Source organism: Ruegeria sp. AD91A (genome assembly GCF_003443535.1).
GTDB lineage: Bacteria > Pseudomonadota > Alphaproteobacteria > Rhodobacterales > Rhodobacteraceae > Ruegeria.
In genome coordinates this window covers 145327-166263 of the sequence record NZ_CP031947.1, presented here as the reverse complement: position 1 = coordinate 166263, position 20937 = coordinate 145327, and the positions used below count along the sequence as shown (strand labels likewise).

20 protein-coding genes and 1 tRNA gene are annotated in these 20937 nt (G+C 56.2%); 5 read left to right on the top strand and 16 right to left on the bottom strand.

What is annotated here, in order from left to right:
• Positions 1-76: 76 nt before the first annotated feature.
• Positions 77-1603: an MFS transporter gene (locus D1823_RS19255; protein WP_117873127.1), complete on the top strand. Its 1527-nt coding sequence runs from the start codon at positions 77-79 to the stop codon at positions 1601-1603.
• A gap of 41 nt (positions 1604-1644) precedes the next feature.
• Here the strand turns inward: D1823_RS19255 and D1823_RS19250 are convergent, their stop codons facing one another.
• The 7 genes from D1823_RS19250 to D1823_RS19220 all read right to left on the bottom strand — a co-directional run bounded on the left by D1823_RS19250 (position 1645) and on the right by D1823_RS19220 (position 9100).
• Entirely contained in the window at positions 1645-2985 is a 1341-nt protein-coding gene (locus D1823_RS19250) for a S41 family peptidase (protein WP_117873126.1), read from the bottom strand.
• Between the two features lie 6 nt (positions 2986-2991).
• Positions 2992-4122 (bottom strand): murein hydrolase activator EnvC, encoded by a 1131-nt coding sequence (locus D1823_RS19245; protein WP_117873125.1) that lies wholly within the window; start codon positions 4120-4122, stop codon positions 2992-2994.
• Positions 4119-5636, bottom strand: coding sequence for a 2,3-bisphosphoglycerate-independent phosphoglycerate mutase (gene gpmI, locus D1823_RS19240; protein ID WP_117873124.1), 1518 nt, complete (start codon positions 5634-5636; stop codon positions 4119-4121). The genes D1823_RS19245 and gpmI overlap by 4 nt, the downstream gene beginning before the upstream one ends.
• A gap of 192 nt (positions 5637-5828) precedes the next feature.
• Positions 5829-7499, bottom strand: coding sequence for a sulfatase-like hydrolase/transferase (locus D1823_RS19235; protein WP_117873123.1), 1671 nt, complete (start codon positions 7497-7499; stop codon positions 5829-5831).
• 71 nt (positions 7500-7570) lie between these two features.
• Complete coding sequence (nqrM, locus tag D1823_RS19230) at positions 7571-7807, bottom strand: (Na+)-NQR maturation NqrM (protein ID WP_117873122.1); 237 nt, start codon at positions 7805-7807, stop codon at positions 7571-7573.
• 15 nt (positions 7808-7822) lie between these two features.
• Positions 7823-8848 (bottom strand): FAD:protein FMN transferase, encoded by a 1026-nt coding sequence (locus D1823_RS19225; protein WP_254683873.1) that lies wholly within the window; start codon positions 8846-8848, stop codon positions 7823-7825.
• 66 nt (positions 8849-8914) lie between these two features.
• The gene (locus D1823_RS19220; protein ID WP_117873120.1) at positions 8915-9100 is read right to left on the bottom strand and encodes a hypothetical protein; all 186 of its coding nucleotides are present in this window, start codon (positions 9098-9100) and stop codon (positions 8915-8917) included.
• Positions 9101-9223: 123 nt separating this feature from the next.
• Here D1823_RS19220 and D1823_RS19215 point away from each other — a divergent pair, with 123 nt between their 5' ends.
• Entirely contained in the window at positions 9224-9748 is a 525-nt protein-coding gene (locus D1823_RS19215; RefSeq protein ID WP_117873119.1) for a CBS domain-containing protein, read from the top strand.
• An 11-nt stretch (positions 9749-9759) separates the two neighbouring features.
• Here the strand turns inward: D1823_RS19215 and D1823_RS19210 are convergent, their stop codons facing one another.
• Positions 9760-10524: a metallophosphoesterase family protein gene (locus tag D1823_RS19210; protein ID WP_117873118.1), complete on the bottom strand. Its 765-nt coding sequence runs from the start codon at positions 10522-10524 to the stop codon at positions 9760-9762.
• 184 nt (positions 10525-10708) lie between these two features.
• Between D1823_RS19210 and D1823_RS19205 the strand changes: the two genes are divergently transcribed.
• Positions 10709-11722 (top strand): SDR family NAD(P)-dependent oxidoreductase, encoded by a 1014-nt coding sequence (locus tag D1823_RS19205; protein ID WP_117873117.1) that lies wholly within the window; start codon positions 10709-10711, stop codon positions 11720-11722.
• Between the two features lie 59 nt (positions 11723-11781).
• Here D1823_RS19205 and nqrF read toward each other — a convergent pair whose 3' ends face one another.
• Genes nqrF through D1823_RS19175 form a run of 6 tightly spaced genes read right to left on the bottom strand, consistent with a single transcriptional unit; the run spans position 11782 to position 17642 of the window.
• Positions 11782-13005 (bottom strand): NADH:ubiquinone reductase (Na(+)-transporting) subunit F, encoded by a 1224-nt coding sequence (gene nqrF / locus D1823_RS19200; protein ID WP_117873116.1) that lies wholly within the window; start codon positions 13003-13005, stop codon positions 11782-11784.
• A gap of 10 nt (positions 13006-13015) precedes the next feature.
• Positions 13016-13624, bottom strand: a complete 609-nt coding sequence (gene nqrE, locus D1823_RS19195) for an NADH:ubiquinone reductase (Na(+)-transporting) subunit E (RefSeq protein WP_050603817.1) — start codon at positions 13622-13624, stop codon at positions 13016-13018.
• Complete coding sequence (locus D1823_RS19190) at positions 13624-14277, bottom strand: NADH:ubiquinone reductase (Na(+)-transporting) subunit D (protein ID WP_117873115.1); 654 nt, start codon at positions 14275-14277, stop codon at positions 13624-13626. Before D1823_RS19190 ends, nqrE begins: the two co-directional genes overlap by 1 nt.
• A complete protein-coding gene (locus D1823_RS19185; RefSeq protein ID WP_117873114.1) occupies positions 14277-15092 on the bottom strand; it encodes a Na(+)-translocating NADH-quinone reductase subunit C in 816 nt (271 codons plus the stop codon). The genes D1823_RS19190 and D1823_RS19185 overlap by 1 nt, the downstream gene beginning before the upstream one ends.
• Positions 15085-16293 carry an NADH:ubiquinone reductase (Na(+)-transporting) subunit B gene (locus D1823_RS19180; protein WP_117873113.1) on the bottom strand — a complete coding sequence of 403 codons (1209 nt, stop codon included), beginning with the start codon at positions 16291-16293 and terminating at the stop codon, positions 15085-15087. Before D1823_RS19180 ends, D1823_RS19185 begins: the two co-directional genes overlap by 8 nt.
• Before the next feature lie 5 nt (positions 16294-16298).
• Entirely contained in the window at positions 16299-17642 is a 1344-nt protein-coding gene (locus tag D1823_RS19175) for a Na(+)-translocating NADH-quinone reductase subunit A (protein ID WP_117873112.1), read from the bottom strand.
• Positions 17643-17939: 297 nt separating this feature from the next.
• Here D1823_RS19175 and D1823_RS19165 point away from each other — a divergent pair, with 297 nt between their 5' ends.
• Both D1823_RS19165 and D1823_RS19160 read left to right on the top strand, forming a co-directional pair.
• Positions 17940-19055, top strand: a complete 1116-nt coding sequence (locus D1823_RS19165) for a class I SAM-dependent RNA methyltransferase (protein WP_117873110.1) — start codon at positions 17940-17942, stop codon at positions 19053-19055.
• Between the two features lie 119 nt (positions 19056-19174).
• A tRNA-Pro gene (locus D1823_RS19160) sits at positions 19175-19251 on the top strand.
• 71 nt (positions 19252-19322) lie between these two features.
• Here the strand turns inward: D1823_RS19160 and D1823_RS22160 are convergent.
• Positions 19323-19592, bottom strand: a complete 270-nt coding sequence (locus D1823_RS22160) for a tyrosine-type recombinase/integrase (RefSeq protein ID WP_254683872.1) — start codon at positions 19590-19592, stop codon at positions 19323-19325.
• Between the two features lie 401 nt (positions 19593-19993).
• Positions 19994-20890, bottom strand: a complete 897-nt coding sequence (locus tag D1823_RS19150; RefSeq protein WP_117873108.1) for an EamA family transporter — start codon at positions 20888-20890, stop codon at positions 19994-19996.
• Positions 20891-20937 lie beyond the last annotated feature (47 nt).

The following is a 20937-nucleotide window of genomic DNA, read 5'->3' as shown; positions in this document are numbered from 1 at the left end:
GTTCTGGCCTGTTTTTTCTATCCTTTTCACCGATTCCGTGCATCATGGTTGCATTCGAAACGGATCGTGCCCAGCCATGGACCGCAACAGCATTGTCAAAGTCATCGCGTTGATGGTGACAGGATTTGGCATCGGTATCGATTTTACCGGTGCCCTCATGCTGGTGCCTGCAATCGAAAACGGCTTTGACGCCGATATCACCAGCACCCAATGGGTTCTGAACATCTATGCGTTGTTTTTTGCCATGACCATGGTCGCAGGCGGGCGGCTTGGCGACATGTATGGCCACCGCAGGATGATGCTTTTCGGCTTGTCGATCTTTCTTTTTTCCTCGGTCATGTGCTTTGTTTCGCCTAGCCTTGACTTCCTGATCGTTGCACGTGCGTTGCAAGGTATTGGCGCGGGATGCGTCTGGCCTTGCACTCTGGCGTTCGGGGCAACCAAGGTGTCGAAGCCTGAGCATCGGGCGTTGGTGATGGGGCTTATTCTGGCGGGTGTAACGACCGGTAATGTGTTTGGCCCGATGATCAGCGGGCTGGCTGTGAACCTGGGGGAGTGGCGGTACTTCTTCCTCGCCAATGTCGTCTTTTCCTGCATTTCGATGGCCACCGCGCTGATCCTGATGGAACGGGAAACCCATCACAAACAGGGTGAGCATCTCGACCTCGCCGGAATGGGTGTATTGTCCTTCGCCGTATTAATTCTGCTTTACGGTCTGGATGTGGGCGCGGATTGGGGGTGGACGTCCGTACCGTTGTTGATGCTCTTTTTCATCAGCGCTGCGCTATTCATTCTGTTCCCGAAAGTCGAGCAACGCGTAACAGAGCCACTGCTTTTACCGCAGATGATGCAAAACCGCGAGTTTCGCATCACCCTTGGCCTGAACATGTTCAACGTGTCCGCGGCTTTTGTGGGGCTGCTGTATTTCCCGCAATACATGCAAAAGGTGCTGGGCTGGTCCACGTTTGAATCTGCACTGGGGTTGGCACCGCTAACCGTGTTGCTCGCGGTGGGGTCAGTCGTTTCAGGCACGCTTTACAGTGATTTCGGCCCCAAGCGGTTACTGTTTTGGGGGTACCTGATTGCCACGATTGGGGCTGCGACGATTGTGGTGATGCCCAGCGATCTGGGATACTTTCGTATCCTGCCCGGCATGGCGATGATCGGACTGGGGGCAACCCTGACCGTCGGACCGTCCGGCACGGCTGCAATGTGTGCAGTGAAGCCGGAACGGGCTGGGCTGGTCGGCGGTCTGAGCTTTATGACCCATCTGGTTTATGGAGCAATTTCTGTCGCGTGTGCCACGGCCATTATGTACGTCGTCAGCCTGTCTGAGCTTCGCCAGTATGTGGTTGCTTCCGGTATCAAGTTGACGGAAGCAGAGCTTCGGACGATCAATGGCGGAACACTTGATACGCCGTCCGCCCACGCGGTTATCAGCCGGTTGTCATCCAGCGAAGCAGAGACGGTTCATCGGGCATTGTCGGCAGCGTTTGACAGCGGGATGAGTATGGCTTTCGTCTTTTCTGCCTTATCGGTCTCGGTCGGTCTCGTTCTGGCGCTGCTTCTCGATGAAAAGAAACTGCACAGGATCGAAAGCTGAAGCCGGTCAGAAAGGGCTGCGACATGCGCAGCCCCTACAGTTTACTGTGACGGCCCGTTGGGGTTGAAGGCCGACAGCCCCTTCAGGATGTCGATAGCATAGGCCAGCTGGTAATCCTCTTCCCTCAACTCAGCCGTCGCCTCAGCCTTGGCGCGATCTTCTTCGATCTGGCGGATCTCATCTTCGCTCAGGCTGTCATTGTTGAGGCTGCCCCGCAGATCGGCCTCGGACCGCGAACGGGCGTTGGTTTCTTCCTCTTCCGGTTCAGGCGCCGGGCGGGGTTGTTCCACGATAATATCAGGGCTGACACCCAGAGCCTGAATCGACCGCCCTGATGGGGTGTAATACCGGGACGTGGTCAGGCGCATCGCACCATCACCCCGCAGCGGCATCACCGTCTGAACCGACCCCTTGCCGAAGCTTTTGGTGCCGACGACGATAGCGCGGCGATGATCCTGCAAGGCACCGGCAACGATTTCGGACGCTGAAGCCGATCCGCCATTTATCAGCACGACAATGGGTTTGCCTTCCGCCAGATCTCCGGGCGCAGCGTTGAACCGCTCACCCTCTTCCGGGTCCCGTCCACGGGTCGACACGATTTCACCTTCGTTCAGGAACGCATCCGAAACTTTTATGGCCTGTGTCAACAGTCCGCCGGGGTTGTTGCGCAGGTCCAATACGACACCATTGACCTTGTCGATGCCACCGGCTTCTTCGATCTGTTCCCGCAACCCTTCCTGCAGGTTTGGGAAGGTCTGATCATTGAAGGTCGTTACGCGCAGGACGACGCTAGTGCCTTCGGTGCGCGCACGAACGGCGGTCAGCTTGATCGTGTCACGGATAATGGTGACATCGAAGGGATCAGGCTCGCCTTCGCGCACGACGGTAATGACAATCTCTGAGCCGACCGGACCACGCATCAGATCCACCGCTTTGTCCAGCGTCAGGCCCAGAATGCTTTCTCCATCCACATGTGTGATGAAATCGCCGGCTTCGATCCCGGCCTCGTCAGCGGGTGTGTCATCTATGGGAGACACGACTTTGACAAAACCGTCTTCCTGCGTGACCTCAATGCCCAGCCCACCGAACTCGCCCCGAGTCTGCACGCGCATCTGTTCGGCATCATCGGGCGAAAGATAACTGGAGTGCGGATCAAGAGAGGTCAGCATGCCATCGATAGCAGCCTCGATCAGTTCTTCGGGCTCAACCTCTTCGACATATTGTGCACGGATGCGCTCGAAAATGTCACCGAACAGGTCAAGCTGTTCATAGACGCTGGCCTTGTTCACGGCCTCTTGCGCCAGCAGGGGGCCTGCGATCTGCGTTGTAGCAAGAATGCCTGCCACCGTTCCGGCCATACCGGCCATCACAAATTTCTTCATACTCGTTTATCCATCCTTGTCGGTCCGAAACCACGTTTCCGGGTCCACCGGGCTGTTATCTTCTCTTACCTCTATATAGAGCGTTTCTGGGCGATCAGTTCCAGTGCCATCACCGCTTGTTGACAATATTGCGCCGATTTCCGGCGTTTCACCCGGCATCAGACCAACCGGAGTGCCTTTTGGGATCACCTGCCCGGGGTGACCATAGACCTCTTGCAAGCCCGAAAACACGAACAACAGGCCCGGTTGCGGCTCCAGAATGACCAGGTTTCCCAGATCCAGCAATGGCCCGCGATAGCGGATCGTGGCCGCGGTTGGGGATGTTACAAGCGCACGGGAACGAGTGCCGATAACCAGGCCTGCGCGGGTAACCCCTGTCGCGTCCGGCTCACCTGCCTTCCGAAGCACGACGCCTTGAACTGGCAAAGCGATCTGCCCTTTCTGGTCCAAGACGCTAGCGTCGGATTCCATGATCTCACCTTCCGAGATTTCTGACAGGCCGCTTGCGAAGCCATCCAGAGTCTCGGTGGATGATATCAGAATGGCCGTGCGCACCGGGTCTTCAACAAATCGACGCGGCAAATCAGTGCGGTCGGCAATCGCTTCACTCAACCGTGTGCGGGCCTCTTGCACACCGCTCAGCCCTTCTGTCAGAGTTTCCGAGGCGCTTTGCTGCAGAAGGCGCAGTGTCTGAACTTCGTTCAGGTCCTGTGCCAGCGCTTGCGCTTTAGCGTTGAGACCAGGCGTGACCTCAGACAGTATCATTCCGGCCCGCGCCGCGCCCAATGGGCCTGAAGGGTGCAACATCAGCACCGGCGGGGCGGTCGTTTCAATGGTCTGCAAAACGCCAAGCAATTGCCTGACATCCTTTTCGCGCACCCTCAGTTGCGCGCTCAGTTGCGCTTCGCGCGTCGCAGCTTTGCGCAGACCATTCCGCATCGCGCTTAGCCCGGCCTCATAGGCCTGTATCGTTTCGGTCAACGCGCGCACCCGATCCCGGGCACCTTCGGCTTCAGTCAGAGAGATAGACGCCTGTTCCAGCATCTCTGCGGCTTCAAGTGCAGCCTGGGATGAGTCAGTCTGGGCCAGAGCCTGCAAGGTTGACAGCAAAAATAGTGCAAGGGCGGTCAGCCTCATGACAATAGGCTTTCTCCGGTCATTTCTGGCGGTTTGGGCAGGTTCATCAAGTCAAGCAGCGTCGGCGCCAGATCAGACAATCGACCTTGACGCAATCGCGCCCCTTCAGGTCCGCCAACCAACGCAACGGGCACTGGGTTCAGCGTGTGCGCCGTATGTGCACCACCGGTTGCCGGATCAACCATCACTTCACAGTTTCCGTGGTCGGCGGTGATAATCATTGCACCGCCTGCCTTTTCCAAGGCAGCAACGACCTGTGCCAACCCTGTATCGACAGCCTCACATGCCTTGATCGCAGCTTGCAGATCGCCGGTATGCCCGACCATATCAGGGTTGGCGTAATTGGTCACGATCAGGTCATACCCTTGTTCAATCGCCTCGACAAACCTGGCTGTGACCTCAGCCGAGGACATCTCGGGCTGCAAGTCATAGGTCGCGACTTTAGGTGACTTGGGCATACAGCGATCTTCACCCTGTTCCGGGGTTTCCTTACCCCCGTTCAGGAAAAAGGTTACATGGGGGTATTTTTCAGTTTCAGCCAGCCGGAATTGACGTAATCCCTGCTTAGCCACCCATTCCCCGAGCGTGTTCTCAATCGCCCGTTTCGGAAAAACCGTGGTCATGTATGCGTTGTGACCGTCCGAATAATCCACCATACCCAGCAGCGCCGACAGTTTTGGCCGCGGCCCGGTTTCGAACTCTGCAAAGCCCGGTTCACCAATCGCGCGCAGAATTTCGCGAGCGCGATCTGCTCGGAAATTCAGACAGAAGAAGCCATCTCCGTCGACGACGCCTTCGTAACCTTCCAGTACGGTTGGCGTGATGAATTCGTCAGACTCCGACTGGTTGTAGGCGTGGTCCACGGCGCCATGTGCGGTGTTGGCCGCCCTGCCCTTGCCGTTGATCATCGCGTCGTAAGATTCTGATACCCGCTCCCAGCGATTGTCGCGGTCCATGGCGAAATAGCGACCGCTCACCGTGACAACGCGGGCACCCTCGGGCAGCCGCTCTTCCAACCGGGACAAATAGGTCAGCGCAGATTTGGGGGCCACATCGCGCCCGTCGGTAACGGCATGAAGGGCGACAGGAACGCCGGTGTCCGTAATGGCCCTGGTTGCAGCTATGATGTGGTTCAGATGCCCATGGACACCACCGTCCGAGACCAACCCCATAAGGTGAGCCGTCCCCCCGGAGGCTTTGACCTTGGAAATAAAAGCCTGCAGGGCCTCATTGCCAAAAAATGAACCGTCTTCGATGGCCAGGTCAATCTGACCCAGATCCATGGCAACAACGCGACCTGCGCCGATATTGGTATGGCCTACTTCGGAATTACCCATCTGCCCGTTGGGCAAACCCACATCAGGGCCGTGCGTTACCAGCGTGGCGTGCGGGAACTTGGCCATGATCGCGTCAAAGGTCGGAGTGTTCGCCAGTAAAGGCGCATTCGCCTGCTTGTCGTCAGACAGGCCCCAACCATCAAGAATACACAGTACAACTGGTTTGGGGGTGGACATTGAAATTCTCCGATTACTGCTCTTGGGTCATCTTCTACCGTCTGGCTGGCAAGGGGTGAACCGTCTTTGCGTTAATTTGCGCAGAATTAATCAAGCCGCCGGGTGCCCAAGATCTCCCGCTGGAAGACAACGAACCCCTGAACAACTCGATTAAAGGGCCTCATGTTTTGTTCGATGAAAACGCGGACAAAACTAATCTTTTAGGTAGCTTTTGTATGGCTGCGCCATGCGGTCGCGATACTTGACCGTCAGTTCCAACGGCGTGTCGTTTTCGTCGTAAATACCGATCATGATTCCTGTACCCCCACTTCGCGTCCGCATATCGACCAACTGCTGTTCGGATCGGGTAGTGCGCTGAGACGTGCGCCGCGCCCAGGCGAACAGGTGATCATACATCTGCGCGATAACATCCGAATGGTCCGCGCTGTCACCTAAATCGATCAGCTCATCCGGGTCGTTTTTCAGATCGAACAGGATCGGCCTGTACCCACCTTCGCAATGGATGAGCTTCCACTTTTCATTCGCGACCATGAACATCACCGCATCGCGAACAGATGCGTTCAGCCGCTGCGCGATCGGAGACGCGGAATAGTCGTACTCGCAGATTGCGACCGTTCGGGGCGTTTTGTCGGACTGACCATGCAGGATCGGCAGCAGAGAATACCCCTCGAGAATATGACCGGCTTTTCCACCGCCTGCCTGTTCCAGAAACGTTGGCGCCAGATCGATCGACTCGACCAGCGCGTCGCAGGTGGTGCCGCGCGTGAGGTCTGCTTCAGGTGACGGATCATAAATAATCAGCGGCACTTTGGTTGAGGCATCGTGGAAAAACGTCTTTTCACCCATCCAGTGGTCGCCCAGAAAGTCGCCATGGTCTGAGGTCAACACGATCATCGTGTCGTCCATCCGCCCGGTTTTCTCCATCCAGTCGAACAGGCGACCCATCTGGTCATCAGCTTGTTTGATTAGCCCCATGTAAGCTGGGATCACCGCCTCGCGGACATCCTGACGCGAAAATGCCTGCCCGACCTTGGTGTCCATAAAGGCCTTCAGGACGGGGTGTGCAGTCATTCGCTCGCCCTCAGAGCGGACCACGGGCACAACATGCTCTGGTCCATACATCGAAGCGTAAGGTTCTGGCACAACGTAAGGCCAGTGCGGCTTGATATAACTGAGGTGACAGCACCATGGTCCTTCATGGCTTTCCATGAACTCGATCCCACGGGTCGTCAGATATGGAGTTTCACTGTCCTCTTCTGCAATGTTTGCAGGCTCGGATGAATTCTTCAGGAACCAGCCTGACAGAACATTGCCATCGGCATCCAGACCGGAATTGGCAAAGTCATGCCAGGGGTTGTCGCTCTCGTATCCCTTGTCCGCAAGGTATTGGTTGTATTTCTTTGCCCCGTCCGGATCATAGAACCCATCCGGACCCTCGGCACGCAACCCGTCATCGCGTTCGAACACGTCAAACCCGCATTCCGCCACGCGGGCACCGATGACGCTGTCGGGCTCCAGCCCAAGACGGGCCATCCCCTCGGCATCCGCGGCCATATGTGTCTTGCCAACAAGCCAGCAATCCATTCCCGTTTTGCGCAGGTGGTCGCCCAGCGTGATCTCGCCCACTTTCAGAGGGATGTTGTTCCATGATGCACCATGGGAATGCACATATCGTCCGGTATAGGTCGACATACGTGAACTGCCGCAAATCGGGGACTGGATATAGGCGCGGTCAAAGCGGACACCGCGCGCGGCCAGACGATCGATACTCGGAGTGTGCAGATGTGGATGCCCATAACAGCTCAGATAATCCCAGCGCAGCTGGTCGAACATGATGAACAGGATATTCTTTGCCTTGGCCAACGCGACGCCTCTCCGAAAGTCATGGGGACCTAGTTAGCCATTTCCGCCCGCAGAGCGAAGAAAAACTTGCTTCAGGTCTGCTGTTCCATTTGTTCCAGCATCTTCCTGGCACGTTTGCATTGCAATTGGTCGCGCAGCGGGCTGTCCGGGTCAACATCTTTCTGGCACACAACGCACTTATCAGCGCCCGAAATCGCGTTCAGGCCACCACAGCTGCCCTTGATGGTCTTACCCATCAGTATGACACCCAAAGACATACCGACCATGACAAGTGCCAGCAGAATAAATGCCAGAATAAAAGTGCTCATCTTGGTCCCTGCCTGTCAGTTGGTTCCCAAAGCGTCTTTGAACGCGGTGCTGTGCGACGTAATATAGGCATCTTCGCCGCCTGTCACATCCCGCGAAATGAAGTACACGGCAAGTTTATGCTTTTCCGCAATGTCCATTCCCTTCTCCTGACCCAAAGCCAGCATGGCTGTTGCCCAGGCATCCGCCAACATAGCGTTTCCCGCCAGAACCGTGACAGAGGTCGTGCGATGTGTGATCGGGCGTCCCGTGGTCGGATCGATGATATGCGAATAACGCACACCGTCCTGTTCGAAGAAATTCTTGTAATCACCCGAGCTGGCCATGCCACGATCATCCAGGGAAACGATCAATTGAATGCTCTGAGTGCCCGTTTCAGGCTTTTCGATGCCAATGCGCCAGGCTTCGCCCTGCTCATTCTTTCCCTTGGCGACAAGATCACCGCCGATCTCGACAAGGTAATCGTCGATACCGGCATCCTGCAAAGCGCCGGCAACCGCATCGATGCCATAGCCCTTCGCAATCGCCGACAGGTTGATGCCCACTTGCGGATCAGATTTTGACAGAGTGCCAGATTCGGTGTTGAGCGTCAGCAAACTGGCTTGCCCGACGCCGCTTAACGCGGCCTCGATTTCGGCATCCGATGGCACCGGATCCTCGGGCTTGCGCGGGCCAAAGCCCCAAAGTTCGATCAGCGGGCCCAGAGTTACGTCAAAGGTCCCACCAGTTTTTTCGTGCACGTCATTGGCTGCCGAAAGGACCAGCGCGAGTTCGTCTGAAACCGGAACCGGGGCTGTGCTGGTTGAAGCCGAAAAGACAGAAACCTCGGACTTTGGATCCCAGTTGGACATTTTGGCGTTGACCTCGGCCAGCGTCTCTTCGACCGCGGCGGCCAATGCGGCCTCATCAATATCTTCACCGATCGCGGTAATATTGAAGGTCGTGCCCATTGTTTCGCCCGACAGACGAACCACCTCGGGTTCCTTGTCGAACAGACAGCCGGAAAGGAGGGTGGCAACGGCCAGTACAGGCATAAGACGCATCGGTCGATCTCCGGGAAATTCTGTGCCCGGCATATGCCAGTGGCCCCGGCCAGAGTCAAACTGCGATCACATCTTTAGCGGCAGGAATCCCAGCACCAACAGGCCGACCCCCGCCGGCACGCCAAAGAACCACGCACGTTTTTGCCAACCCGGCGGCTGTTGCTTCCACGCCATGCGAAAATTGTGGCCGCATACGACAACCGCAAAGAAGATCAATGCCGCTATGGTTGGAGTAAGATAGAGTTCACTCAATAGCTTAAACGTCCTTTCCGGGCCCGCGTTTTTGCCGATCCGCGCAATTGCACCCTATACAGGTCGTTTAGCTGCGCTAAGGTGAAAGGGAAAGACTTTGCAAGAACCACAAGGAGATTGCCCATGGCTCCAACCTCTTACCAGTCGCCCTCGCGCGGCGACAAGGCTGACAAGACGACGTACAGCCAGTCAGCGGAATCGAACCTTTCGCACTCGCAGACAACTGTGGCCAAGCTGCTTGAAGGTAAAGGGGACGCGGTTTTTTCGGTGCGCCCAAACGACACCATTCATTCTGTGGTCAACACGCTGAAGGAAAAACGGATTGGCGCTGTACTTGTGACGGATCAGAACGGGGTGTTGCAGGGGATTTTGTCAGAACGGGACATTGTCCGGCGGATGGCAGATACACCCGGCCAGACCCTGCCGCAATCGGTCGAAGACCTGATGACCAAGGACGTAAAGACTTGCACACCCGATGATCTGCTGAATGAAGTCCTGAAAACAATGACCGAAGGCCGTTTTCGCCATATGCCGGTGCTGCGCGACGGTAATTTATGCGGCGTTATCACGATCGGAGACGTTGTCCACTTCCGCCTGAAAGAGCTGGAATACGAAGCCCTTCGCATGAAGCAAATGATCGTCGGTTAATCGTCCATTGTTCAAACGGTTGAGGTGAACCGAACGCAGCCGGTGTTGATCTCGGCGGCTGTCAAGCGACCCGAAGCGAAAGCTCCTGTGTCAAGAGACAGCACCCGGTTCTTGACCCGGGGAAGGTCTACGATGGTGTGGCCATGCACCACCCACTGGCCATCGCTGCGTGCGAGCCTGGGAAACATGGGATGCCCCCAGAGGCAAATCTGTGGTTCCTGGACCTCAACCGGCTGTCGGGGGTCCAGGGCCGCATGAACAAATGTGACGTTGCCGCTGGTCCAGGCCAGGGGCCGATCGGCAAGCCAGTTGAGCAGGCTTTCTCCCATCTTCAGGCGAAGGTCATCCGCCAACTTTTGAACCTGCTGGTTTTCATTGGTATTTTCAGGAGGTTTTAGCCCGAAAGACGCCAGCGTTTGCACGCCCCCGTTTTGAAACCAGAGCCGGGCATTGCATTCCGGCACATCCAGAAATCGCAATAGCATCTCTTCGTGGTTTCCAAGAAGACAGTGAACACGACCTTCTGACGTCTCGCTCAGGTGACGCAGATGGTGCAATACCTGTGCGCTGTACGGCCCCCGATCGATGTAGTCGCCGACAAAAACCAGCGAGCACTGATCGTCCAGCCTGGGCAACAACGCCTGCAGCAAGTCCAGACGACCATGAATATCGCCCACGGCCGTCACTTTCGCAGCCGGAGCGATGTCGCAAGGCACTGTATCCGTTGTCTGCCCCGGTGCGCGGTCGAACCGCCGTCTGATCCAGTTCGTAATCATGCACGTTGATCCCTACCCTTCTCGTCAATTGGCGGCAATGAACAACTGATTGAATCGGCAAAGAGTTGACCAATGACGTCGGGATGTCCGATATGACTTTCGAAGTGGTCAAAAGTATTTGCCCCGATACCAGGGACAAAGTCTTTTGATCAGCAATAGTCATGCAGGGCGTATTGAGGGTTCTATGAAACGGGTTTTGATTACGGGCTCTGCGGGGTTCATTGGGTTCCATCTGGCGAAACTGTTGTTGGAGGAAGGGTACCGCGTGCATGGCTACGACGGGATGACGGATTATTATGACGTGGTCCTGAAGCAGCGCCGCAATCAAATTCTGCTTCAGACACCCGGCTTTACGGCAACCGAGGATCGGTTGGAAAACTATGATCGGCTGTTGCAGGTCGCCGAAGAGTTTCAGCCGGATGTCATTGTTCATCTGGCGGCTCAAGCCGGTGTTAGACACAGTTTGGAACACCCCCGCAGCTATATCGAATCAAACGTCGTTGGAACTTTCAACGTGATGGAAATTGCGCGTCAGCATAAGGTGGAACATCTTTTGATGGCATCGACCTCATCGATATACGGTGCCAACGAAGAGATGCCGTTCACTGAGACGGAAAAAGCCGACACCCAACTGACCATCTATTCCGCGACAAAGAAGGCGAATGAGGCGATGGGGCATTCCTACGCGCATCTGTGGGACTTACCGACGACAATGTTCCGGTTCTTCACTGTGTACGGCACTTGGGGGCGGCCCGATCTGGCGTATTTCAAATTTGTTGCCGCCATCCTGGATGGCCGCCCGATCGATATCTACAATCACGGTGACATGTATCGGGATTTCACCCATGTCGAAGACCTTGTGCGCGGGATCAGATTGCTGATCGACGTGCCTCCGGTGCGGCCAGCCAGTCGTGATGACATCGTGGACGGTGACAGCCTGTCACCCGTCGCGCCCTACCGCGTCGTAAACATCGGCAACGGAGACAAAGTGCGTCTGATGGATTTCATCGAAGCCATCGAGCAGGCCGTAGGAAAGAAAGCCGTGAAGAATTTCATGCCGATGCAGTTGGGCGATGTTTACGCCACTTGGGCTGACAACAGACTGCTACAACGACTGACGAACTATCGTCCACAGACAGAGCTGAGTGACGGTATCGCTCAATTCGTCGCGTGGTATCGGGACTATTACGGAAAATAGCGCGGGCCAGCCGCCAATTGAAAAAACCGGCGTGTTCAACGCCGGTTTTTCTTTGTTTCTTACCCACCAAAATCGTCGAGCATGATGTCTTCACGGTCCACGCCCAGATCCAGCAGCATGTTGATGACCGATTGGTTCATGATTGGCGGACCACACATGTAGTATTCGCAATCCTCGGGCGCGGGATGGTTCTTGAGGTACTCTTCAAACAGAACGTTGTGGATAAAGCCAGTATAGCCTTTCCAGTCATCCTCGGGCTGTGCGTCCGACAAGGCGACGTGCCAATCGAAATTGTCGAACTCTTCGGCCAATTGGTCGAAATCTTCAACAAAGAACATCTCTTTCTTCGACCGCGCACCGTACCAGAAGCTGATCTTGCGATCACGGTTTTCCAAACGCTTAAGCTGGTCAAAGATGTGGCTGCGCATCGGCGCCATGCCCGCGCCACCGCCGATAAACACCATCTCTTTTTGGGTTTCGCGGGCGAAGAACTCACCAAACGGACCAGAGATCGTGACTTTATCGCCTGGTTTCAGGTTGAAGATGTAAGACGACATCTGACCCGCCGGAATACCCTCTGAGCCCGGAGGGGGCGAGGCGACGCGGACGTTCAGCATGATCATGCCTTTTTCATCTGGATAGTTGGCCATCGAATAGGCGCGTTCGATCGGCTCATTAACGACCGAGTCGTACTGCCACAGATTGAAGCGATCCCAATCCTCACGATATTCCTCTTCCACGTCGAAATCGGTGTATTTCAACTGGTGCGCCGGAGCTTCGATCTGGATGTAGCCACCAGCGCGGAAGTTCACATCCTCACCTTCCGGAAGGTCCAGGGTCAGCGCTTTGATAAAGGTCGCTACGTTCTCGTTCGAACGAACGGTACATTCCCATTTCTTAACGCCGAAAACTTCTTCCGGAACTTCGATGTCCATGTCCTGCTTGACGGCAACCTGACAAGACAGGCGATCACCACACGACGCTTCGCGTTTCGTGATATGGCTTTCTTCGGTTGGCAGGATCGACCCGCCCCCCGAATGCACCCGCACTCGACATTGCGCACAGGTGCCGCCGCCACCGCAGGCCGAAGGAACAAAGAGCTTCTCGGCAGCCAGTGTCTGTAACAGCTTGCCACCTGCTGGAACGGAAATGGTCTTTTCGCCGTTGATCGTGATGTTGACGTTGCCAGTCGAAACCAGCTTGGATCGTGCGGCCATGATGATGGCCACCAATGCCAGAACGATTAAGGTGAAAAGAGCTACGCCTAGGGTAAAGGTTTCCATCAACGCCCCCTTACAGTTTCACGCCTGAGAAGGACATGAAGGCCATAGCCATCAGACCTGCGGTAATGAAGGTAATGCCAAGACCTTGCAGGCCATCGGGGATGTCCGAATATTTCAGCTTTTCCCGAACTCCGGCCATTGCCGTGATTGCCAGTGCCCAGCCAAAACCGGAAGACAAGCCATAAGTCGCCGCCTCGGCAAAGTTGTAGTCACGCTCCACCATGAACAGAGACCCGCCAAGGATGGCGCAGTTTACTGTGATCAGCGGCAGGAAGATCCCCAGCGCATTGTAAAGCGGTGGGAAGTACTTATCCAAAACCATCTCAAGTATCTGCACCATCGCCGCAATCACACCGATATAGGAGATCAGGCCAAGGAAGGTCAGGTCCACATCCGGGAACCCTGCCCAGGCCAGCGCGCCCGGCTTGAGCAGATAGTTCAGCAACAGGTTGTTGGCAGGTACGGTGATGGCCTGAACAACCATGACCGAAATACCCAGACCCAGCGCGGTTGATATTTTCTTGGACACGGCGATGAAAGTGCACATGCCAAGGAAAAAGCTGAGCGCAAGGTTTTCGACAAAGATGGCCTTTACGGCCAGTGAGATCAGACCTTCCATCAGTGGGCCTCTACCTGCTGAATTTTGTATTCACGCTCTTCCACCTGGTTCGGCTTCCAGGTGCGGAAGGCCCAGATGATCAGACCGATGATGAAGAACGCCGAAGGCGGCAACAGCAGCATGCCGTTGGGCACGTACCAGCCGCCGTTGTTGACGGTTTCCAGAATCGTGATTCCGAACAGCGACCCTGCCCCAAACAGCTCGCGAATGAAGCCGACCAGCAGCAGGATCAGGCCATAGCCCATTCCGTTGCCCATCCCGTCGATGAAGGACGCAACCGGGGGATTCTTCATCGCAAACGCCTCGGCGCGACCCATCACGATACAGTTGGTGATGATCAGGCCGACAAAGACCGACAGGGTTTTCGAAATCTCAAACGCATAAGCCTTCAGGATCTGATCCACGAGGATCACCAGCGAGGCGATGATCACCATCTGAACGATGATCCTGATCGAGCCTGGGATCTGGTTGCGCAGGCATGAGATGAAGAAGGACGAGAAAGAGGTCACGAAGATCACCGCGAGCGCCATTACCATCGACACCTGCAGTGACGAAGTCACCGCCAGCGCCGAACAGATACCCAGCACCTGCAAAGTGATCGGGTTATTGTCGACAAGCGGGTCGACCAGCATCTCTTTTTTGGTCTGGGACATCAAATCTCTCCTGCTTGCAGTTTGGCCAGGAAGGGACCATAGCCCGCATCGCCCATCCAGAATTTCACAAGGTTATCGACACCGACCGACGTCAGCGTGGCTCCCGCCAGCGCATCGACATAGAAATCTGGTCCGGCTGAGGGCTGCGATTTGGCAACGGTGATTTGCAATTCACCTGCTTCGTCGCGCAGCTTTTTACCGTTCCACAGTGCTTTCCAGCGTGGGTTGTCCACTTCGGCCCCAAGGCCCGGTGTTTCACCATGCTGATAGAATTGCAGGCCGTAGATATCGTTGCCGTTATTCTCAAGCGCGATAAAACCATAGAGCGTCGACCATAGACCATAGCCGTGCAGAGGCAGGATCACCTTGTCCAGTTCACCTGCGTCATCGCGCAGCAGATATATAACGCGGTACTTGGATTTGCGTCCGATACCGGCGGGGTCGTTGTCCAGCGCGACGCTCAGCTCTGGATCGCTGGCGGCGGCGATGTCGTCAAACGTGGTCGGATCAAACTGATCATCGACGAACGCACCGGTGGACAGTTCCAACACATGTGGTTCGAACGCGGCAAAAGCCTCTGTTACGTCGATGCCGGGCTCGAACACGCCCGCAACTTGCAGAACGTTCACCTGTTTGTCCTTCAGGCGGTTGGCCTCTTGCACCGGGCGCAGACTGACTGCCGCCGCGGACACTACCATCGAGGCGACCAGACAGACGGCAACGGCGATGAAGATCGTCTTGCCAACTGAATCCGGCGATGCCGCCAGAAACTTGGCCAATGCGCCCTTGGGTTCGTGGGATTGCGTATCAGACATGGCGACGCGCCCTCCGTTTGATGTTGGCTTGCACGACGAAATAGTCGATCAGCGGTGCGAAAACGTTCCCGAACAGGATTGCCAGCATCATGCCTTCGGGGAAAGCCGGATTGATCACACGTATCATCACGACCATCACACCGATCAGCGCGCCGTAGACATAGCGACCCACATTGGTGTGGCTGGCCGAAACCGGTTCCGTCACCATAAAGGCCAGGCCGAAAGCGTAACCTCCCAACACGATATGCCAGTACCATGGCATCGCAAACATCGGGTTCGTGTCCGATCCGATCAGGTTCAGCAGCAGGGTAAAGCCGATGGTGCCCGCCAGACAGCCGACAATCAGGCGGTAGTTGGCGATCTTGGTCATCAGAAGGAAAGCCAGACCGATCATGCAGGCCAGTGTCGATGTCTCGCCAAAACTGCCCTGGATTTGGCCGAAGAACGCGCTCGACCACGTGATGCCGTCAGCAGCCAGGGCCTGCACGCCGTCAGCAGCCGATACCGCCAGAGCCGTAGCGCCCGAAAACCCGTCAACCGGGGTCCAAACCGCATCGCCCGACATCTGCGCGGGGTAAGCAAAGTACAAAAAGGCCCGTCCAACCAATGCCGGGTTGAGGAAGTTCTTACCCGTTCCACCGAACACTTCCTTGCCGATCACAACACCGAAGATGATGCCCAATGCGACCTGCCAAAGGGGCGTGGTTGCAGGCATGATCAGCGTGTACAGCATTGATGTAACAAGGAAACCTTCGTTCACCTCATGCCCGCGAACGGTCGCGAAAATGACCTCGAAGATGCCGCCTGCCACCAGCGTGACGATATATATCGGCAAGAAGTACATCAGCCCGTGCATGACATTGGCAAAAATGCTGTCCGGGTTCAGCGAAATGCCAAATACCTGCAAAATCGCGATCCGCCAGCCGGTAGCCGAGTCCGACCCAAGCTCAGCAATGGCTGAATTGGCCTGATAACCGGTGTTCCACATCCCCCATAAGATACAGGGGATCGTCGCGATCACGACGTAGGTCATGATCCGCTTCATATCCACGTAAGACCGCGCATGAGGGGCAACGGTGGTCACAGTTTTCGGAGTGTAGATAAAGCTTTCCACCATCTCGTAGATGGGAAAAAGCTTCTCGTACTTGCCGCCCTTGGTAAAGTTCGGCTCGATCCGATCGAAGAAGCTGCGCAAACCCATTTGGATCAGCCCTCCTTTTCAATCTTGGTCAGGCAATCGCGTAGCGCCAGCCCGTATTCATATTTCGCAGGACAGGCGAAGCCCACAAGACCCAGATCTTCTTCATCCAGCTCCAGCGCGCCCAGAGACTGGGCCGTGTCCGTATCCATTACAAGCAGTGCCCGCAGCAATTGAGTGGGCAGATAGTCCTGCGGCATCAGTTCTTCGAAAACACCTGTCGGCACCATGGCGCGACGACCGCCGTTCAGGTTGGATGTGAACGCATACAGCTTCTTGGCGAATGCAGAACCCAATACAGGCTGGACCGAGTATTTCGACGGCATCGGACGAATCCAGCCCAATGGGATTTGATCGGGGTCTTCACGGATAATGCTGATCTGACGTGCAAACCGGCCCAGATAAGCTGTCGGGCCATCAGCGTGTCGGCCCGACAGGATCGAACCCGAAATGATCCGAGGTGTGCCGTCCAAATTGACTTCGTCGCGGGTCAGATCGTCAGTTGATGCGCCCATCACGGTACGGATCAAACGCGGTTGACGCGCACCGGGCCCCGTCAAAGCAATCACGATATTCGGATCCAGATGGCCGGTCAGCATCAAGCGGCCAATGGCGATGACGTCCTGATACCCGATGGTCCAGACCTGCTTGTCACCTGCAAGAGGTTCGAGGAAGTGAATATGCGTTCCAGCCAGCCCTGATGGATGCGGGCCTTCGAAAGATGCAGTTTCGACACCGGCGACATCTGTGCCGGGTATTGCGTCGCCTTCCTTTTGGCAAATATAGGTTTTACCCTCGGTCAGCGTGGTGACCGCGGCCAACCCGGCAGCAAATGCTTCCGGTGCCTCCGCAAGGATCAAGGCAACATCCGCAGCCAGCGGATCACTATCCATTGCGGTGACAAAAATTGCATCCGGTTTGACGCCGGGCTCCGGCATTTTTGAATAGGGCCGCGTACGGAACGACGTCCACAGACCGGCAGCGCACAGTTTGGCGGTCACGCCTTCAGCGCTTTCAGCATCCCCTACGCCCGAGAAATCCATACCAGCGTCATTGACGTCGGACACTTCGATCACAACGCTTTGCAGCACCCGGCGGGCACCACGGTTGATCGCGACGACCCTGCCACTGACCGGTGCGACCATCATCGCGTCAGGTGCATCCTTGTGACAAAACAGCGGCGCGCCACGCGCAACACTGTCGCCTTCCTGCACAAGCATCTTGGGTTTCAGGCCGATGTAGTCACCGCCCAAGACGCCTACGGTCGAGTATTCCGGGCCCGGGTGAATGGTCTGGTCAGGAGCGCCTGCCACTGGCAGATCCAGCCCTTTTTTCAGTTTGAAAGTTTGCATGTTGCTACGTTCTTCCAAGCCTCTTTTCTGCGCCAGCTCTGCCAACGCCCTTTCGGGGTCATGCAATAGCGCGGTTTTCTCGAACCTCCGTCGCAAAAGCGTCGAAAACGGTCCAAAATCCGCAGGCGTATTTCCGATCAAGGACCCTTTACGCGGGGAAGTTCACAAACGCAAACCTGTTACCGCCAAAAGTTAAGAATGAACCACACAATCCTGCAATTTACCGTTCAAACCTACCGAATCCGAAGCGTACAATTGTATGTCGCGCCCACCCAAGTTCCAGTGTAAGCAACCGGAATGGAAAAAGACACAGATTTGGAAATCTTTCTGGTTGCCACCCCAGGCCTTGAAGCACCTCTCGGTGACGAGGCGCAATCGAACGGATTCGCAGGGGTCAGAACCGTACCAGGTGGCGTGTCATGCCGGGGGTCGTGGCCCGAGGTCTGGCGTGCCAACCTGATGCTGCGAGGCGCCAACAAGGTTCTGGTGCGACTCGGCAGTTTCCCCGCTGTGCATCTTGCCCAATTGGACAAACGTGCACGCAAATTCCCTTGGGGTGATGTCTTGCGTCCTGACGTGCCGATCAAGGTGGAGGCCACCAGCCGCAAATCCAGAATTTATCATGCGGGTGCAGCGCGTCAGAGGATCGAGCGGGCAATATCCGAAACATTGGGCGCTCCGATTTCATCCGACGCAGGGCTTCGGGTCTTGCTCCGAATCGAGAAAGACATTTGCACGATCTCCGTCGACAGTTCTGGCGAGCTTTTGCACAAGCGCGGCCACAAGGAAGCCATTGCCAAGGCTCCGATGCGAGAAACAATGGCCGCAATGTTCCTGAGAGAGTGCGGCTACTCGGGCGACGAACCCGTACTGGACCCGATGTGCGGGTCAGGCACATTCGTGATCGAGGCCGCCGAGATCGCTCTGGGTCTGCGTCCTGGCCGCTCCCGTAGTTTTGCATTCGAAGAACTGGCGGGTTTTGATCCTGATCAGTGGCAAAAGATGCGAAGGGAAACGAATACGGCAGAATGTGCCCTTACCTTCTACGGCTCGGATCGCAACACCGGCGCAATTGATGCTGCGACCGCCAATGCTGAAAGGGCACAAGTCGGTGCTTGGACACGGTTTCGACAGCATTCCGTCAGCGACATCAAACCACCCGAGGGTCCTGCGGGGCTGGTCATTGTCAACCCGCCATATGGAGCGCGAATTGGTGACGAAAAACGCTTGCGTTCAGTCTATGGTGCCATGGGAAAAACCCTGATGAACCGATTCAGGGGATGGCGCGTAGGCGTAATCACCAGCGCCCCCGGGCTTGCTCGGGCCACACGCCTGCCATTGCTGGCACCAGGACCGGTAGTGGACCATGGAGGAACCAAAATTCGCCTGTACAAAACCGATCCCTTGTCGTGATTGCCAAATCGGGTTCCGCCCAAATTCTTTTCGATTTTTGAGACTGAGTGATCCGGGTGTCCCCATTTCAAAAACCTCTTGCGCAACAGCAGCACCGCGTATAGATCACCCGCCACGGTCGGAGTGTAGCTCAGCCTGGTAGAGCACTGTCTTCGGGAGGCAGGGGTCGGAGGTTCGAATCCTCTCACTCCGACCAATTAAATAAGGCGCCCAAGGGCGCCTTTGTTGTTTGTAAGACAGTGATCCAGTGTTTAGTGAACCTGAGCACTACTCGAACTCCAGTGCGTCGGCCGCTTTTCGCAGGTGGTCCGGGCTGTAGCGCGCATAGACAGACTCGGTGATCCGTGAGTTTGAATGGCCGAGAAACTGGGCTATCTCCTCCATCGAGACGCCGGCCTCCGCCATGTGGACTGCCGCTGTGTGGCGCAGAACGTGCGGTGACACATCAGGCAGACCTGCCTCGATCGCGGCGGCCTTGAAGCCCTTCTTGATGGACTTCACGGGCCCACCGGCCCATTCCACGACGTAGTCGGACAAAGCCGCCTTCCGCGCCTCCAGGAGCGCCGCACGCAGGCTCCCGGTCATGGGGACGATGGCCCGGCCCTTCCTCTGCCCCTCCCGCCGAGGAAGATCACTGGGCTGGCTAGGGTGCTCTCTGGCAACGTCCAGCGCTGTTTTCGATACACGACAGCATTGAAGTAGAAGTGCACGCCCTGAGCGCTCTAAGCGCTTTGGATCGTTTGTCCACAAAGCAACAATAGCTACGGGAGGTTTGGACCAATCAAACGCTGCGGACCCAGAACCCATCCCCTTAATTATGCGTGGGGAAACCTAGGACTTCGATATTGTTGGGATCTGGAGAACGGGCTTGAACGAGGCGCTCTGCCATTCCTCGCCCGCTTGCGTGATTGGGTCCGTTGTTTACGACTCAGCACCCATCAGACAGATCCAGCTGTTGCTGGTCTCCATTTTTTCAAACCCGAATTGTCCCTTCTGCTCACGCTCTGGCCGACCACAACAGAGACAATAACTATGGCTGCTCCTATGGACTGAGTGAAGCTAAGCGTTTGTCCCAAGTATACCCAGCCGAGCACGACAGCTGTCAAAGGACTCATCATGCCAAGCATCGAGACTGCACTGGGGTCCAGGCGCGCTATGCCACGAAACCAAAGAGCATAGGTTGCTGCAGCACCAATCAACCCAAGCCAAATAAGGCCGGCGACATTTGTCGCGCTGAGCGCAGGTAGAGGCGGCTCAAGAAACAGTGCGACTGGCAGCAGTATCAAACCACCGGCTGTTAATTGCCACGCTGTGACACTAAGCGCCGAGACCGGTGGTTGCCATTTCCGGCTGAGAACAGTGCCGGCAGCCATTGACGCGGCTCCTCCCAAACCCGCTGCTATACCGATCCAATCAAGTTGTGCTTCTGGTCCGATCAGCAGCAGAGACACACCCATTACGCCAGTCGTGGCGGCGCCAAGTGCACCAAGTCGGATTGGGGTTCCCAGCCATCCCCACGCCATCAAAATCACGATCATTGCTTGCAACGATCCCAGGGTGGCTGCCACACCACCAGGCAACCTATACGCAGCAACGAAGAGGAGCACCCAGAACAGAGCGAAATTGAGGCTGCCTAAGACGAAAGTTCGACCGAGCCATTCGCGTGGTGGAACGCAGCGCGTCACTGCAAGCAACAACAAGCCAGCTGGCAGAGCTCGTAACGCAGCCAGGGTAATCGGATAGCCAGCCGGGAGCGCTTCCGTAGTTACCAGATAAGTGCTTCCCCATACCGCTGGGGCGAGCGAAGTGAGAAGAATATCGGTTGAGCGTGACATTGTATGTCTCCCGGCTGAGGCGTTTGAGAATTTGAGTGAGACGTCAG

Coding starts and splice junctions, on each gene's coding strand:
- D1823_RS19255 (WP_117873127.1), top strand. CDS start 77: ATGGACCGCAACAGCATTGTCAAAGTCATCGCGTTGATGGTGACAGGA.
- D1823_RS19250 (WP_117873126.1), bottom strand. CDS start 2,985: ATGAAGAAATTTGTGATGGCCGGTATGGCCGGAACGGTGGCAGGCATT.
- D1823_RS19245 (WP_117873125.1), bottom strand. CDS start 4,122: ATGAGGCTGACCGCCCTTGCACTATTTTTGCTGTCAACCTTGCAGGCT.
- gpmI (WP_117873124.1), bottom strand. CDS start 5,636: ATGTCCACCCCCAAACCAGTTGTACTGTGTATTCTTGATGGTTGGGGC.
- nqrM (WP_117873122.1), bottom strand. CDS start 7,807: ATGAGCACTTTTATTCTGGCATTTATTCTGCTGGCACTTGTCATGGTC.
- D1823_RS19225 (WP_254683873.1), bottom strand. CDS start 8,848: ATGCGTCTTATGCCTGTACTGGCCGTTGCCACCCTCCTTTCCGGCTGT.
- D1823_RS19215 (WP_117873119.1), top strand. CDS start 9,224: ATGGCTCCAACCTCTTACCAGTCGCCCTCGCGCGGCGACAAGGCTGAC.
- D1823_RS19210 (WP_117873118.1), bottom strand. CDS start 10,524: ATGATTACGAACTGGATCAGACGGCGGTTCGACCGCGCACCGGGGCAG.
- D1823_RS19205 (WP_117873117.1), top strand. CDS start 10,709: ATGAAACGGGTTTTGATTACGGGCTCTGCGGGGTTCATTGGGTTCCAT.
- nqrF (WP_117873116.1), bottom strand. CDS start 13,005: ATGGAAACCTTTACCCTAGGCGTAGCTCTTTTCACCTTAATCGTTCTG.
- nqrE (WP_050603817.1), bottom strand. CDS start 13,624: ATGGAAGGTCTGATCTCACTGGCCGTAAAGGCCATCTTTGTCGAAAAC.
- D1823_RS19190 (WP_117873115.1), bottom strand. CDS start 14,277: ATGTCCCAGACCAAAAAAGAGATGCTGGTCGACCCGCTTGTCGACAAT.
- D1823_RS19185 (WP_117873114.1), bottom strand. CDS start 15,092: ATGTCTGATACGCAATCCCACGAACCCAAGGGCGCATTGGCCAAGTTT.
- D1823_RS19180 (WP_117873113.1), bottom strand. CDS start 16,293: ATGGGTTTGCGCAGCTTCTTCGATCGGATCGAGCCGAACTTTACCAAG.
- D1823_RS19175 (WP_117873112.1), bottom strand. CDS start 17,642: ATGCAAACTTTCAAACTGAAAAAAGGGCTGGATCTGCCAGTGGCAGGC.
- D1823_RS19165 (WP_117873110.1), top strand. CDS start 17,940: ATGGAAAAAGACACAGATTTGGAAATCTTTCTGGTTGCCACCCCAGGC.
- D1823_RS19150 (WP_117873108.1), bottom strand. CDS start 20,890: ATGTCACGCTCAACCGATATTCTTCTCACTTCGCTCGCCCCAGCGGTA.